The organism is Bradyrhizobium sp. CB2312 (assembly GCF_029714425.1).
Classification (GTDB): domain Bacteria; phylum Pseudomonadota; class Alphaproteobacteria; order Rhizobiales; family Xanthobacteraceae; genus Bradyrhizobium.
This window is the reverse complement of sequence record NZ_CP121668.1, coordinates 7730076-7743990: the sequence shown is the minus strand read 5'-3', so window position 1 is coordinate 7743990 and position 13915 is coordinate 7730076. Positions and strand designations below refer to the sequence as shown.

At 65.9% G+C, this 13915-nt stretch carries 14 protein-coding genes; 9 read left to right on the top strand and 5 right to left on the bottom strand.

Going from position 1 to position 13915, the window contains the following annotated elements; translation table 11 throughout:
* Window positions 1-76: 76 nt before the first annotated feature.
* A complete protein-coding gene (locus tag QA642_RS37585) occupies window positions 77-226 on the bottom strand; it encodes a hypothetical protein (protein WP_283081408.1) in 150 nt (49 codons plus the stop codon).
* A 94-nt stretch (window positions 227-320) separates the two neighbouring features.
* The gene (locus tag QA642_RS37580; RefSeq protein ID WP_283081407.1) at window positions 321-686 is read right to left on the bottom strand and encodes a nuclear transport factor 2 family protein; all 366 of its coding nucleotides are present in this window, start codon (window positions 684-686) and stop codon (window positions 321-323) included.
* A 351-nt stretch (window positions 687-1037) separates the two neighbouring features.
* Between QA642_RS37580 and QA642_RS37575 the strand changes: the two genes are divergently transcribed.
* Entirely contained in the window at window positions 1038-1628 is a 591-nt protein-coding gene (locus QA642_RS37575; protein ID WP_283081406.1) for a TetR/AcrR family transcriptional regulator, read from the top strand.
* Between the two features lie 111 nt (window positions 1629-1739).
* Window positions 1740-2720, top strand: coding sequence for a hydroxymethylbilane synthase (gene hemC, locus QA642_RS37570; RefSeq protein ID WP_283081405.1), 981 nt, complete (start codon window positions 1740-1742; stop codon window positions 2718-2720).
* Between the two features lie 277 nt (window positions 2721-2997).
* Here hemC and hemE read toward each other — a convergent pair whose 3' ends face one another.
* The gene (hemE, locus tag QA642_RS37565; protein WP_283081404.1) at window positions 2998-4032 is read right to left on the bottom strand and encodes a uroporphyrinogen decarboxylase; all 1035 of its coding nucleotides are present in this window, start codon (window positions 4030-4032) and stop codon (window positions 2998-3000) included.
* Between the two features lie 106 nt (window positions 4033-4138).
* On the opposite strand from hemE, the gene QA642_RS37560 reads away from it, so the two are divergent.
* Both QA642_RS37560 and QA642_RS37555 read left to right on the top strand, forming a co-directional pair.
* Window positions 4139-4354: a hypothetical protein gene (locus QA642_RS37560; protein ID WP_283081403.1), complete on the top strand. Its 216-nt coding sequence runs from the start codon at window positions 4139-4141 to the stop codon at window positions 4352-4354.
* A gap of 173 nt (window positions 4355-4527) precedes the next feature.
* A complete protein-coding gene (locus QA642_RS37555) occupies window positions 4528-6429 on the top strand; it encodes a diguanylate cyclase (protein WP_283081402.1) in 1902 nt (633 codons plus the stop codon).
* Window positions 6430-6435: 6 nt separating this feature from the next.
* Here QA642_RS37555 and QA642_RS37550 read toward each other — a convergent pair whose 3' ends face one another.
* The gene (locus QA642_RS37550; RefSeq protein WP_283081401.1) at window positions 6436-6654 is read right to left on the bottom strand and encodes a SlyX family protein; all 219 of its coding nucleotides are present in this window, start codon (window positions 6652-6654) and stop codon (window positions 6436-6438) included.
* Entirely contained in the window at window positions 6644-7411 is a 768-nt protein-coding gene (locus tag QA642_RS37545; RefSeq protein ID WP_283081400.1) for a rhodanese-related sulfurtransferase, read from the bottom strand. The genes QA642_RS37550 and QA642_RS37545 overlap by 11 nt, the downstream gene beginning before the upstream one ends.
* A gap of 197 nt (window positions 7412-7608) precedes the next feature.
* Between QA642_RS37545 and ggt the strand changes: the two genes are divergently transcribed.
* From ggt to QA642_RS37520, 5 genes are all read left to right on the top strand, one after another.
* The gene (ggt, locus tag QA642_RS37540; RefSeq protein ID WP_283081399.1) at window positions 7609-9195 is read left to right on the top strand and encodes a gamma-glutamyltransferase; all 1587 of its coding nucleotides are present in this window, start codon (window positions 7609-7611) and stop codon (window positions 9193-9195) included.
* Window positions 9196-9360: 165 nt separating this feature from the next.
* Window positions 9361-9975, top strand: coding sequence for a (2Fe-2S)-binding protein (locus tag QA642_RS37535; protein WP_283081398.1), 615 nt, complete (start codon window positions 9361-9363; stop codon window positions 9973-9975).
* 4 nt (window positions 9976-9979) lie between these two features.
* Window positions 9980-10996 carry a xanthine dehydrogenase family protein subunit M gene (locus QA642_RS37530; RefSeq protein WP_283081397.1) on the top strand — a complete coding sequence of 339 codons (1017 nt, stop codon included), beginning with the start codon at window positions 9980-9982 and terminating at the stop codon, window positions 10994-10996.
* A 2-nt stretch (window positions 10997-10998) separates the two neighbouring features.
* Window positions 10999-13290 carry a xanthine dehydrogenase family protein molybdopterin-binding subunit gene (locus tag QA642_RS37525; protein ID WP_283081396.1) on the top strand — a complete coding sequence of 764 codons (2292 nt, stop codon included), beginning with the start codon at window positions 10999-11001 and terminating at the stop codon, window positions 13288-13290.
* Window positions 13291-13351: 61 nt separating this feature from the next.
* A complete protein-coding gene (locus QA642_RS37520) occupies window positions 13352-13816 on the top strand; it encodes an FKBP-type peptidyl-prolyl cis-trans isomerase (protein ID WP_235539987.1) in 465 nt (154 codons plus the stop codon).
* Window positions 13817-13915 lie beyond the last annotated feature (99 nt).

Sequence of the window (13915 nt, the reverse complement as noted above, 5' to 3'; positions counted from 1 at the left end):
CCGCTGTCATGCCCCGCCTAGTGCGCAATTGCGCACGGGGGCGGGGTATCCAGTACGCCGCCGCCCATCGGACCAATCACATCTGTTTCGGAATACTGGATCGCCCGCCTTCGCGGGCGATGACACCGGTGTCCGGGAGACCCTGTTCGGCCAGGAAATGCGCGAGCGCATCGCTCTGCTGCGAGCCCACGAAGGCGCCAATGTAACCGTCGGGCCGCACCGGCACCCAATCTCCTGATGACACGGCGTATGCGCTGCGGAGGTGCTCGCTTCCGTCGATGAGCTCTGCATCCGGGCCGATGCACGAGAGCCGAGGCCCGTCACCGCCCCAGCTGCTTCGGGTCGTAATAGAACCGCTCCTCGATCAGCTCATCGCCGCGCCAGGTCTGCCAGGCGATCTCTTCCAGCGTGCGCGTGATGCCTTCGGCATTGGTGAAGCTGAAGATCCAGCGCGAGGCGACAATGTCGCCCTGGATCAGGCTCGGCCCGACCCGGATGGCCTTGACCTCCTTGAAAGCGGCCAGCACGCCGCGCTCCTTCGCTGCCAGCTTGTCCCGCCCGACCGTCGGGGCCGCGTTGTTCTCGTAAGTGGCGGCATCGGGCGTGTAGAATTGCTCGATCGCCCCGACGAAATCCCCATTCTCCAGCCGCTGCGCAAAGGCTTCGACGACGTCACGGCTCGGCATGGCACACCTCACGACTAAAACCGACTGATGGTCGGTAAATACCGACCGACAGTCGAAAAGTCAACTGGTGACCCGCGGAGAATTCGATTACAGCCAGATGAGTGAGACGCAGCTGGCGCTCCAGCGACGGTGCGTTCCCTCCCCCTTGCGGGGGAGGGCTAGGGAGAGGGGTAGCCCAGCAAAGAGCGCCAGTTGTTGGTGATGATGCACTCAGGCGGGTGCGCCCTTGATGGAGTCCTCGTGTGGTACCCCTCTCCCTGCCCCTCCCCCGCAAGGGGGGAGGGAATGGAAAACTGTCGCTCGCAGCCGGACTCACTTCGACTTCAACCCATCACGCAATAGACGAGACCCATGGCAAAACAGGCGGAGCGGCGGGCGGCGACGACGGAGGCGATCCTGGCGGTGGCGCGCCGGCTGTTCGGAACGCACGGCTTTGCCGCCACCACCATGGACGAGATTGCGGAGGGCGCCGGCATCGCCAAGGGCGCGGTCTATCATCACTTCAGGACCAAGGAGGCGGTGTTCGAGGCGGTGTTCGATCTGGTCTCGCGTGATCTCGTCGCCGAGATCGACAGCGCCGCGCGCGCCGAGAAGGACGTGCTCGCCGCGATGGTGGCCGGCACCCAGCATTATTTTGCCGCGACCGCCAAGGGGCCGACCGGCCAGATCATCTTGCGCGACGGCCCGGCCGTGCTCGGCTGGGAGCGCTGGCGCGAAATCGACGCGCAGCATTTTGGCGGCAAGATGCCGCGCGCGCTCTCCGCTGCGATGGAGGCCGGCCTGATCGCACGCCAGCCGGTCGAGCCGCTGGCGCGCCTGCTGCTCGGCGCGGTGACGGAGGCCGCGGTCGCCTGCGCCGGGCGCGCCGACATCGCAAGGGCGGGCGCGGAATATGCCCGTGCGTTCCGATCGCTGGTCGAGGCGCTGCGTCTCTCCGCATGATTGTGCTAATGTTCGCCGCGAGCGCAGCAGCCATCTACCATCCGGCCTGAACCTGTCGTATGGGCAATGACGCGCTCGCGCACGCGACACGCGTCCTGGATGGAGAACGGCTTGGCTATTCGACTACGGATCGGTACCCGCAAGAGCGCGATGGCGCTGGCGCAGACGGAAGAGATTGCGCGCCGCCTGACCGCCGCCATGCCCGATCTCGATGTCGAGATCGTCAAGTTCGACACCACGGGTGATCTCGACCAGACCAGCAAGCTGCTGCCGCATGGCGGCAAGGGCGGTGCTTTCGTGGCGCAGATCCGCGCCGCCGTGCTGTCAGGGGAACTCCAGGCCGCGATGCATTCGCTGAAGGACATGCCGGGCAATGAAGACACGCCGGGCCTCGTCATCGGCGCCACGCTGTCGCGGGATCAGCCCGCCGATGCGCTGGTGGTGCGCGAGGGCGTGACGCTGGACGCACTGCGCCAGTCCCGCGGCAAGGGCTTTAAAATTGGCACCAACGCCGTCCGGCGCGCAGCCTATGCGCGACGGTTGTTTCCCGATGTCGAGGTGATCCACTTCCGCGGCGCCGCCGATACGCGCGTGCGAAAGCTCGACAATGGCGAGAAACAGCGCCTGCCGGATGGCGGTGCCGTTGGACCCGCGGACGCGCTGATCATGGCGCGCTCGGGTCTCGACCGCGTCGGTCTTGCGCATCGCATCGCCTACGAGTTCACCGCGGCGGAGATGCTGCCCGCGGCGGGGCAGGGCATCGTCGCGGTCGAATGCGCCGCGCAGGACTGGCAGACGAGGCAAATTCTTTCATCGATCGACGATCCCGCTGCGCACGCCTCTGCCGACGCCGAGCGCGAGGTGCTGTGGGTCCTCAACGGCCACTGCAATTCGCCGGTCGCGGGCTTCTCGACCATCGCAGGCGATCAGATGTCGCTCACCGCCTCCGTGCTCGACCTCTCCGGCAACACCATCATCGAAGCCTCACACACAGGGCCCGCCAATCGTCCGCGTGAGCTCGGCCGTACGGTGGGACTGGATCTCCTGGGGAAGGGTGCGGCGGAGATCATCGAGCGCAGCCGGCCGCAATGACGAGGGGGCAGCGCTGTGATGATGCCATCATGCACCTGTTTTGCCCGACGGGTCAAGCAGGATTTCGGATTATAGGAATTCGCAAGGAAGTCCAACTGCTTCCCTACTGTGCATGGGGTTGTTTTCACGATTCTCGTTTGAGCCGCCCACAAGAGGCCGTCATGCCCGGGCTTGTCCCGGGCATCCACGTTCTTGGTACCGAGTGGTTAGGCGTGGATGGCTGGGACAGGCCCGGCCATGACGACGTGGAAGGGTCGGCGCCCTAAGCACCCGCCATTTACCCCCGCACCCGCCTGATCATCTGCTCGACATGGGCGATCGGCGTCTCCGGCTGGATGCCGTGGCCGAGATTGAAGATCAGCCGCCCTTGCGCAAAGTTCGCCAGCACGTTGTCGACGGCGCGGTCGAGCGCGGCCCCGCCTGAGATCAGCACCAGCGGGTCGAGATTGCCCTGGACAGCGACACGGCTCTGCACGCGCTCGCGGATGAAGACCGGCTCCGCGGTCCAATCGATGCTGACGGCGTTGACGCCGGTCGCCTCGACGTAACTAGGCAATTGCGCAGCAGCGCCGCGGGGAAAGCCGATGATCTTCGCATCCGGCACCTTTGCGCGCACGCCCGCGACGATGCGCCGCGTCGGCTCGGTCGACCAGCGCGCGAACTCGGCCGGCGGCAGCACGCCGGCCCAGGTGTCGAAGATCTGCAACGCGTCGGCGCCGGCTTCGAGCTGCTTCAGCAGATATGCGATCGAACTCTCGACCAGCACGTCGATGATCTTCGCAAACGCTTCCGGATGCCGGTAGGCCATCATCCGGGCCGGCGCCTGGTCGGGCGTGCCGTGGCCCGCGACCATGTAGGTCGCAACCGTCCACGGCGCGCCGCAGAAGCCGATCAGCGCGGTCTTCGCATCGAGCGCGCCGCGCACGAGCTTGAGCGCCTCGAACACCGGCGTGAGCTTGCCGAGGTCCGCGTGCGCGGCGAGCGTTGCGACTTTCGCCGGATCATCCAGCGGCTCGAGCCGCGGACCTTCGCCGACCTCGAAACGCACCGAGCGGCCGAGCGCGTAGGGGATGACGAGGATGTCCGAGAAGATGATCGCCGCATCGAAGCCGAACCTGCGGATCGGTTGCAGCGTCACTTCGGCGGCAAGCTCAGGGTTGAAGCAGAGATCGAGGAAGCCGCCGGCCTTGGCGCGCACCTCGCGGTATTCCGGCAAGTAACGGCCGGCCTGCCGCATCATCCACATGGGTGGGATGGCTTGGCGGTGGCCGGAGAGGACGTCGATGAAAGGTTTCGTCGCAGACTGGGGCACGAATGGTCCTGAAGCAGGTTATCGCCCCTGATACACCGCCGCGGCCCCCAGCGGAACAGGGGAACCAGCGCAATCGGGCCGCGTTGACCAGCCAACGGAGGAGATCATGGCTGAGACATTCAATCCCGCGCCGCACGACAAGCACGCCGACGATCTGCGCGAGGCGCTCGTCGCCGACCGTCACGCCAAGCTCGACACCGGGCTCGAGGATACCTTCCCGGCATCCGATCCCGTCAGCGCCGCCCAGCCGACGCCTTCGAAGGCCGACGCGGACGCCGACAATCCCTCGCTCTGGGACAAGGTTAAGGCGATCTTCAGCTAGCGGGGAGGGGCGCCGGATTCCGATAGGTTCGCTAATGTCTTGTTAGCGATGCATCGATCCCGGTGTCCGTACGACTACGGGAAACCGGGGGTATGGCGGCGTATTCCGCCAATCGTTTCAGAGTTCAATAACAGAAGCGGCAGAGGTTCCCGGCGATCGGAGATCTCTGCCGCATGAACGCCGTTGCCCAAAGAGCCGGATGGAGCCGCCTGCCACTGCGCGCGGCGGCTTTCGTCGTGCTCACTTGCGCGACCATCCTCGGCGTCAGCGGCTGGCGCGAATGGGCCGCGCGCGATGCGGTGCTCAAGGGCGCCGAGACCGAGATGGCGAATGTCGCGCGCTCGCTGACCCAGCATGCCGAGGACAGTCTCGATCTCCTGGATTCCGGCGTCGTCGGCGTCGTCAGCCGACTGGAGATGGACGGCACCGAGCCGGCCACGATCGCCAAGCTCAGAAGCCTGCTGGAGGCGCGCAAGAAGGCGATGGAGCGCGTCCACAGCCTCGCCATCAGCGACGACCAGGGCAACTGGCTGACTTCGCCCGGCACGATCTCCTCGACGCTCAGCGACGATGCGTTCTTCCGTCATCATCAGCTCTCGCCGAAGCGTGAGCCCTTTGTCGGCCATCCCGTGAAGAGCCAGCTCGACGGCGAATGGGTCGTGACCGTGTCGCGCCGCTTCAACAACACGGACGGCAGCTTCGGTGGCGTCGTGCTCGCGACCATCAGCTCGCGCTATCTGTCGCACTTCTACGAGCAGTTCGAGATCGGTCGCAACAGCTCCGTGGCCTTGATGCATGGCGACGGCACGATCATCGCGCGCAACCCGCACAACGAAAAGTTCGTCGGCCGCAGCGTCGGTGACACCCCGCTGTTCCGCGACGCCAGTCTGCAACGGCCGGCCGGCGCCTATCATTTCAAATCGCCGCTGGACGGCGCCGACCGCGTCAGCTTCTTCAAGCGCAGCGGGCGCTACCCGCTCGTCCTGCTCGCGACGGTCGACAAGGACGAGCTGCTGGCGCCCTGGCGCGCGGCGGCGATCTCCCGCATGCTCTACGTGCTCGCGCTGGTCATCCTGATCGCGATCATCGGCGCGGTGCTGGTGCGGCAGTTGCAGCGGGGCCAGAGCATGGCTGCCGCCCTGGTCGAGAAGGAAGCCCATTTCCGTCTGCTCGCCGAAGGCTCCAGCGACATGGTCACCAGCATCGGGCTCGACGAGCGGCTGCGCTACGTCTCTCCGTCCTCGATCCGTGTCGTCGGCTGGCGCGCCAACCAGCTGATCGGAACGCCGGCGCTCGCGGGCATCCATGCGGACGACCTGGCGCAGGTTCAGGCCCTCGTCGATGCCATGAAGCGCGGCGAGAAGGAGGAGGCGCGGGTCACCTATCGCAACTCGCACCGCAAGACAGGCGAGGTCTGGCTCGAATCGACCATGCGGGTGACGCGCAGGGACAACGGCCGCGTCGACGGCGTGGTCGCGATATCGCGCGACATCACCGAGCAGAAGAAGCTGGAGACCCGGCTCGAGACCCTCGCGATCGAGGACAGCCTCACCGGGCTCGCCAATCGCCGCCGTTTCGACGAGCGGCTCAGCGACGAATGGGCGCGCGCCTATCGCGACCGCTCCAGCCTCGCGCTGCTGATGATCGACGTCGATCACTTCAAGGCCTACAACGACGAATACGGCCATCCCGCCGGGGACGCCTGCCTGCGCGTGGTGGCGCAGCTCATCGCCGCCGAAATGAAGCGCTCCGGCGATCTCGCTGCGCGCTACGGCGGCGAGGAATTCGCCATGTTGCTGCCGAACACCGATGCCGCCGGCTGCGCCCGCATCGGCGAGCGGATCAGGAAAGCCATCCGCGAGGCGGGCCTCGTCCACAGCGCCAATCGCAGCTCTGGTCGCGTCACCGCTTCGCTCGGCGGCGCCGCCTGCCGTCCGGCGCTGGAGCGCACGGCCGGCGTCGGCACCCTCGTCGAGGCGGCCGATCAGGCGCTCTATGCGGCGAAGGAAGCCGGGCGCGACCGGTTGATGATGTCGGTCGAGGTGGCGAACCTGCCCAAGGCCGCCGGCGAGTAGGATCGCTCAATAATGCGGCGGGCGCTCGTTGGCGGGGCCGGGCGCGTTGGCTTCGGCCTCCTGAAGCCGCTCGCCGAGCTCTGCGACCTTCCGCGTCAGCGCGTCGATCTGCTTCCACTGCGCGGTGATGGTCTGGTTCAGCGTCTCGATGGTGTCGTCCTGATAGGCGATGCGCATCTCCAGCGCGTCGATGCGCTCGCCCAGATTTTTGATCTCATTCGTCACGTGTGACGTCCTTGTCCCGTTGGCGCAGACCCAATTCTTTCAAGCCATGGCCGAGCGCGACGCGCTCGTCGAACACGAAGCACTCGCCGCGCCAGCGGCTCTGCGCCTCCGGCACCTCTTCCAGGTATTTCAAGATGCCGCCCTTGAGGTGATAGACCTCGGCAAAGCCGCGCGCGAGCAGATGCGCGCTCGCCTTCTCACAGCGGATGCCGCCAGTGCAGAACATCGCGATGCGCCGGTGCTTTGCGGGATCGAGTTTTTGCGCGGCAAAATCCTTGAACTGGCCAAAACTCTTGATATCAGGATCGACCGCGCCCTCGAACGTCCCCATCGCCACCTCGAACGCATTGCGGGTGTCGAGCACCAACGTGTCGGGCGCCGCGATCAGCGCGTTCCATTCGTTCGCATCGACATAGATGCCGACCTGCCGGGTCGGATCGGCGGCCGCATCGCCAAGCGTGACGATCTCCTTCTTCAGCCGCACCTTGAGCCGGCCGAACGGCATTGCGTCCGCAGTCGAGAATTTCAGTTCGAGATCGTCCAGCCGGCCGCCGAACATGGCGCCGTGGGCGAGCTCATGGACGAAGGCGTCGATCGCCTCGGGCGCGCCGGCAATCGTGCCGTTGATGCCTTCCTCCGCCAGCAGCACGCTGCCCTTCAGCGCAAGGCCGGTGCAGAACGCGCGCAGCGGCTCTCGCAGCTCGCGGTAATCGGGCAGGGCGACGAATTGGTAGAAGGCGGCGACCTTGTGGATCATGGCGGCTCGTTTAGCAGGCGGCCGCCGCCCAGAAAACCCGCATGGCTGCGGGCGGCAGAAGGTCTATACGCCCAGCGGATGGCTGCCATTTCCGTGGTATGCCAGGATTGCCCGGATGGGCCGGAATGTGTCATGTAGGCCCGGTTTTTCCGATACGGCGCTACCGGCGCCAACCGCCTTAAGAGAGCAAGAATTCGATGAGAAACTTCCACTTCCCGGGCAGGTCCACGGTCCACGCCACCAACGCGATGGTGGCGACCTCGCATCCGCAGGCCTCGCTGGCTGCGATCGAGGTGCTGCGCGAGGGCGGCACGGCGGTGGACGCTGCGGTCGCGGGCTCAGCCATTCTCGCCGTGATCGAGCCGCAATCGACCGGTATCGGCGGCGACTGCTTTGCGCTGATCCAGCCGCGCGGCGAGGGCAAGATCATCGCCTATAACGGCTCCGGCCGTGCCCCGAAGGCGGCCAACGCCGACTGGTATCTCGAGCGCAAGATCAATTCCGTGCCGTTGACCTCGGCGCATGCGGTCTCGATCCCCGGCGTGATCGACTGCTTCGCGACCGTGCTGCGCGACCATGGCAAGTTCGGCTTCGACCGCCTGCTCCAGCCCGCGATCAAGGCGGCTGAGGAAGGTTACGTCGTTGCCCCCCGCATTGCCTTTGACTGGAAGAACCAGTTCGAGAAGCTCAAGGCCGGCACCAACACCGTGCGCTACCTGCTGCCGGGCGGCAAGCCGCCGGTGGCCGGCGACGTCATCCGCCAGGCCGAGCTCGGCAAGACGCTGCGCGCGATCGCCAAGGACGGCCGCGACGCCTTCTACAAGGGCGAGGTCGCCGAAGACATGGTCGAGACCCTGCGTTCGATCGGGGGCCTCCACACGCTCGAGGATTTCGCCGCGCACACCACCGAGACCACGACGCCGATCGGCACTACGTACAAGGGCCACGACGTCTGGCAGTGCCCGCCGAACGGTCCGGGCGTCACGGCGCTGTTGATGCTCAACATCCTGTCGCGCTTCGACCTGACCAAATACGCCCCCGTCAGCGTCGAGCGCTTCCATCTCGAGGCGGAAGCCGCGCGCATCGCCTACATGAACCGCGAGATGCATGTCGCCTCTCCCGAGCACATGAAGATCAACGTCGCCGAGATGCTCGAGAAGGGCTTTGCCGACGAGTATATCAGCAAGATCCGCATGGACGGCATGCTCGACCTGCCGAACGTCGCGCCGCCGATGAATCCCTCGACCATCTACATCACCGTGGTGGACAAGGACCGCAACGTCTGCTCGTTCATCAACTCGGTCGCGCATTCGTTCGGTTCGGCCATCGTCTCCAACAAGACCGGCGTCTTGTTCCAGAACCGCGCCGGCGGCTTCCGCATCCAGCCGGGCCACCCCAACTGCATCGAAGGCGGCAAGCGCCCGCTGCACACGATCATGCCGGGGCTGCTGACCAAGGGCGGCCGCTCCACGATGTCGTTCGCAGTGATGGGCGGCCAGTACCAGCCGACCGGCCAGACTCATCTGCTGACCAACGTCCTCGACTACGGCTGCGACGTGCAGGAGGCGATCGACATGCCGCGCGGCCTGCATTACGAGGGCCAGTATCAGCTCGAGGACAGCGTGCCGGCCGATATCGTCGAGGGCCTGAAGAAGCTCGGCCACAAGACCACCAGCGTGGTCGGCCCGCTCGGCGGGGCGCAAGCGATCTGGATCGATTGGGAGAAGGGAACGCTCACCGGCGGTTCCGATCCGCGCAAGGACGGCTGCGCGCTCGGCTATTGATCGCGCGCGGTTCCTCGCGAAGACATCAGAAAAAGTTGACGAAGGGCGGCACGGCATTGGCTGTGCCGCCCTTTCCCATTCGGAACGGAGCTCATGGCCCCAAGTTGGTTGGCGGTGAGCGGTGCAGGCGTGCGCTGCTTTGTTTTGAAGCGGCGGAGGCCGTCAATGCCCGACAATTCAGGTTCCCGATCATCCGGATTCGATCGCCGCGCCTTCATGGCGGGCGCTGCCGGCAGCGCCCTCATTCCGATTACCGCGCGCGCGGCTGCGCAGGATGCAGGCGCACCGTCTGCGCAGGATCCGGCGCTTCCCGTCGATGTCACGCTGCACGTCAACGGCAAGGACAAGCGCCTTCGCATCGACGCCCGCACCACGGTGCTCGATGCGCTGCGCGAACATCTCAAGCTCACCGGCAGCAAGAAGGGCTGCGATCACGGTCAGTGCGGCGCCTGCACCGTGCTGATCAACGACCGCCGCGTGGTGTCGTGCCTGACGCTCGCGCTCGCGGCCGAGGGACAGGAGATCACCACGATCGAGGGCCTCGCCACCGACGACCACCTGCATCCGATGCAGCAGGCCTTCGTCGACAACGACGCCTTCCAGTGCGGCTACTGCACGCCGGGGCAGATCATGTCGGCGATCGCCTGCGTGAAGGAGGGACATGCCGGAAGCGAAGCCGACATTCGCGAATATATGAGCGGCAACATCTGCCGCTGCGCCGCCTATCCCAACATCGTCGCGGCGGTGAAGCAGGCCGCGCCCGAAATCATGAAAGGCTAGGCACATGCGACCTTTCTCGTATCAGAGGGCAAGCGACCCCGACATGGCCGTGCAGGTGCTCGGCGCCGCCGCGGCTGCCAACAATCCGCTGACCCAGGCCATGGCGCAGCCGCTCGCCGGCGGTACCACGCTGATCGATCTGATGAAGCTCGACGTGATGCGGCCCGCCGCGATCGTCGACATCAATCCGCTCGCGCGCGGCTGGTCGGCGATCGAGCCGGGCGGCGACAAGTTGCGGCTCGGCGCGCTCGCGAAGATGTCTGATGTCGCCGCGCATGACGGGATCCAGCGCGATTATCCGGTGATCGCCGATTCCCTGAAGCTCGCCGCCAGTGCCCAGTTGCGCAACATGGCAACGCTCGGCGGCAACGTGATGCAGCGGACGCGCTGCAGCTATTTCCGCGATGTCTCCTATGAGAATTGCAACAAGCGAAACCCCGGCTCCGGCTGCGCCGCGATGGACGGCGTCAACCGCATGCATGCCGTGCTCGGCACCTCCGACCATTGTATCGCCACCTATCCCGGCGATTTCGCCCAGGCGCTGATCGCGCTGGATGCCACGGTCGAGATCACCGGCCGGTCTGGCACGCGCAACATGCCGTTCGCGGAGTTGCACAAGGCGCCCGGCAACACGCCTGACATCGAGACCACGCTTCAGCCTGGAGAGCTGATCTCGGCCTTTGTCATCCCCGGCCGCTGGCCGCGTTCGGTGTACCTCAAGGCGCGCGACCGGCAGTCCTATGAATTCGCGCTATCCTCGGCGGCAGTCGCGCTCGACGTGCAGGGCGGCACGATCCGTGACGCGCGCATTGCGCTCGGCGGCGTCGCGACCGTGCCCTGGCGGGCGCGCGAGGCCGAGGCGCTGCTCAAGGGCCAGAAGTTCGACGATGGGCTGGCGCAGCGTGTCGCGGATGCCGCTTTTGCCGACGCCAGAGGGCGCCAACACAATAATTTCAAGATCGCGCTCGGCAAGCGCGTGGTGGCGCGTGCGCTCCAGCAGGCCGTAACGATGGAGATCTGACCATGACCGCTGCTGCTCCCGAGCCGAAGGCGAATATGGGCCAGCCCGTGCCGCGCTATGATGCGGCCGCAAAAGTCACGGGGCGCGCGACCTATGCGTCCGACATGCCGCTGGACAATCCGGCCCATGCTTTCCTGGTCACCAGCGCCATTGCCAAAGGCCGCATCGACGGCTTCGACCTCGACGATGCCAGGCGCGTCCGCGGCGTGATCGACATCGTCACGCACGAGAATGCTCCGAACCTGAAGGAGCCGAAACTTTTCAGCAATGGCGGCTATGCCGGCACGACGATCCAGCCGCTGAAATCGGCCGAGATCGCGCATGACGGCCAGATCATCGCTGTCGTGATCGCGGACACCTATGAAGCCGCGCGCGAGGCGGCCAACCGCGTCAAGGTCAGCTACACGGCCGCTGCACCCAGCGCGACCTTCGATTCCCCGGGCACGACGACAGCCGCCGCGAAGGGACAGAACTCGCAGTTCAAGGAAGACCCGAAGGTCGGCGACTTTGCCAAGGCGTTCGATGCGGCCGAGGTCAAGCTCGCCGCGTCCTACGACACGCCGACCCAGCACCACAATCCGATGGAGCTGTTCACGACCAGCTGCGCCTGGATGGGCGACGACCTCGTCATCTATGAAGGCAGCCAGTATGTCTACGGCCTGAAGAACGGCGTCGCCGAGCAGCTCGGCATCGACGCCGACAAGGTGCGCGTGGTCAATCCCTATGTCGGCGGCGGCTTCGGCTCGCGCGGCTCGATGACGCCGCGCACCGCAATCATCGCCAGCATTGCGAAGCGCCTGAACCGGCCGATCAAGCTCGTTGCCACCCGCGACCAGGGTTTTACCATCGCGACCTATCGCGCCGAGACGCGCCATGAGATCAAGCTTGGCGCCAGCCGCGACGGCAAGCTGACCGCGCTCAGGCACGAGGGCGCCGAGGTGTCCTCGCGTCCCGATCCCTATTGCGTCGGCGGCACCAAGACCACGACGCGGCTCTATGCCTGTCCGAACATTGACAGCCTGGTGTCGATCGTGCGCGCCGATCGCAACACGCCCGGCTTCATGCGCTCGCCGCCGGAGGTGCCGTATCTGTTCGCGCTGGAGAGCGCGATGGACGAGCTCGCGGTCAAACTCAACATGGATCCGGTCGAGCTTCGCCGGATCAACGACACCACCAACGAGCCGATCGAGGGCAAGCCCTACACGTCGCGCTCGCTGATGGCGTGCTTCGACGAGGCCGGCAAGGCGTTCGGCTGGCCGCGGCGATCGCCGGAGCCGAAGTCGATGGCGGAGGGCGACTGGCTGATCGGTTATGGCTGCGCCGCCACCTGCTATCCGACGCAGATGGCGCCGTCGGCCGCGCGCGTACGCCTCCAGCGCGACGGCCGTACCAGGGTGGAGATTGCCGGCCACGAGATCGGCACCGGCGCTTACACGATCATCGCCCAAACCGCGTCCGAGCGGCTCGGCGTGCCCTTGGAGAAGGTCGCCGTCTTCATCGGCGATAGCGATCTGCCGCCGTCGCCGGTGGCCGGCGGCTCGAACTCGACCGCCAGCACCTGCTCGGCGGTGATGATGGTGTGCGACCAGATCCGTCAGCGGCTGTTCAAGGCGGTGATGCCGAATGCGAGCCTGACCGACAGAGCCAAGGAAACCATCGGCATGGGACAGACGCCGACGACGCAAGCCGCAAGGAGCGATCGTCCGCTCGATCTGGACAAGGCATTCGACGCGCTCGGTGTCGGTGTCGTCGAGGAATATGGCGAGTGGAAGCCGGAAGGCGCGCCGCTGGATTCCTTCAAGGCCATGCACAGCGGGCACGCGCGGCTCGTCGGCGGCCATCAGATGAAGGACAAGATTGCCTACGCCTTCGGTGCGGAGTTCGTCGAGGTCCGTGTCAACCGCTTCACGCACGAGATCCGCTGCCCCCGTCTGGTCGGCGCCTTCGCGGCCGGCCGCATCATGAATCCGCGCACGGCTCGCAGCCAGCTGATGGGCGGCCTGATCTGGGGCATGTCCTCGGCGCTGCTGGAGGCGACCGAGATCGACGAGCGCTATGCGCGCTATGTCAACGACAATCTCGCCGATTATCTCGTGCCGGTGAATGCGGACACACCAAGCGTCGAGGTGATCCTGCTCTCCGAGCAGGACGATCACATCAATCCCGCGGGCGCAAAGGGCCTCGGCGAGCTCGCCAATGTCGGCACCAACGCCGCGATCTGCAACGCGATCTATCACGCGACCGGCCAGCGCATCCGCAAGCTGCCGGTGCGGCTGGAAAATATCGAGGTCTAAAGGGGTGGAAACCCCGCGCGCCTTGCGCTAGACACCTTCCGCCTCACACGGAAGGTGTCTTATGCAGCGTTTTCAGCGCGCGCTTCTCGCCATCATGTCGGCACTCGCGATCACTGTGATCGGCGGCGTGTCGACATTCGTTTCCACCACGGCCTCGGCCCAGACCGCAGGAAAGACCATGACCACAGCTTCAGGTTTGCAAGTCACCGACAGCGTCGTTGGCACCGGCGCTTCGCCAAAACCCGGCCAGATCTGCGTGATGCATTACACCGGCTGGCTCTATGAAAACGGCCAGAAGGGCAAGAAATTCGACTCGTCCGTCGACCGCAACGAGCCGTTCGAATTCCCGATCGGCAAGGGCCGCGTCATCGCCGGCTGGGATGAGGGCGTTGCCACCATGAAGGTCGGCGGCAAGCGCACGCTGATCATCCCGCCGCAGCTCGGCTACGGCGCCCGCGGCGCCGGCGGCGTGATCCCGCCGAACGCGACGCTGATGTTCGACGTGGAATTGCTCGCGGTGAAATAACCGACGTCTCCACGTCGTCATGCCCGGGCTCGTCCCGGGCATCCACGATCTTCGTGCCGCGTGATCAAGACGTGGATGGCCGGGTCAAGCCCGGCCATG

Bases quoted from the DNA above. Each gene is read 5' to 3' on its own strand.
- QA642_RS37580 (WP_283081407.1), bottom strand. From the start codon at position 686: ATGCCGAGCCGTGACGTCGTCGAAGCCTTTGCGCAGCGGCTGGAGAAT.
- QA642_RS37535 (WP_283081398.1), top strand. From the start codon at position 9,361: ATGCCCGACAATTCAGGTTCCCGATCATCCGGATTCGATCGCCGCGCC.
- QA642_RS37575 (WP_283081406.1), top strand. From the start codon at position 1,038: ATGGCAAAACAGGCGGAGCGGCGGGCGGCGACGACGGAGGCGATCCTG.
- ggt (WP_283081399.1), top strand. From the start codon at position 7,609: ATGAGAAACTTCCACTTCCCGGGCAGGTCCACGGTCCACGCCACCAAC.
- QA642_RS37545 (WP_283081400.1), bottom strand. From the start codon at position 7,411: ATGATCCACAAGGTCGCCGCCTTCTACCAATTCGTCGCCCTGCCCGAT.
- QA642_RS37530 (WP_283081397.1), top strand. From the start codon at position 9,980: ATGCGACCTTTCTCGTATCAGAGGGCAAGCGACCCCGACATGGCCGTG.
- QA642_RS37555 (WP_283081402.1), top strand. From the start codon at position 4,528: ATGAACGCCGTTGCCCAAAGAGCCGGATGGAGCCGCCTGCCACTGCGC.
- QA642_RS37520 (WP_235539987.1), top strand. From the start codon at position 13,352: ATGCAGCGTTTTCAGCGCGCGCTTCTCGCCATCATGTCGGCACTCGCG.
- QA642_RS37560 (WP_283081403.1), top strand. From the start codon at position 4,139: ATGGCTGAGACATTCAATCCCGCGCCGCACGACAAGCACGCCGACGAT.
- QA642_RS37525 (WP_283081396.1), top strand. From the start codon at position 10,999: ATGACCGCTGCTGCTCCCGAGCCGAAGGCGAATATGGGCCAGCCCGTG.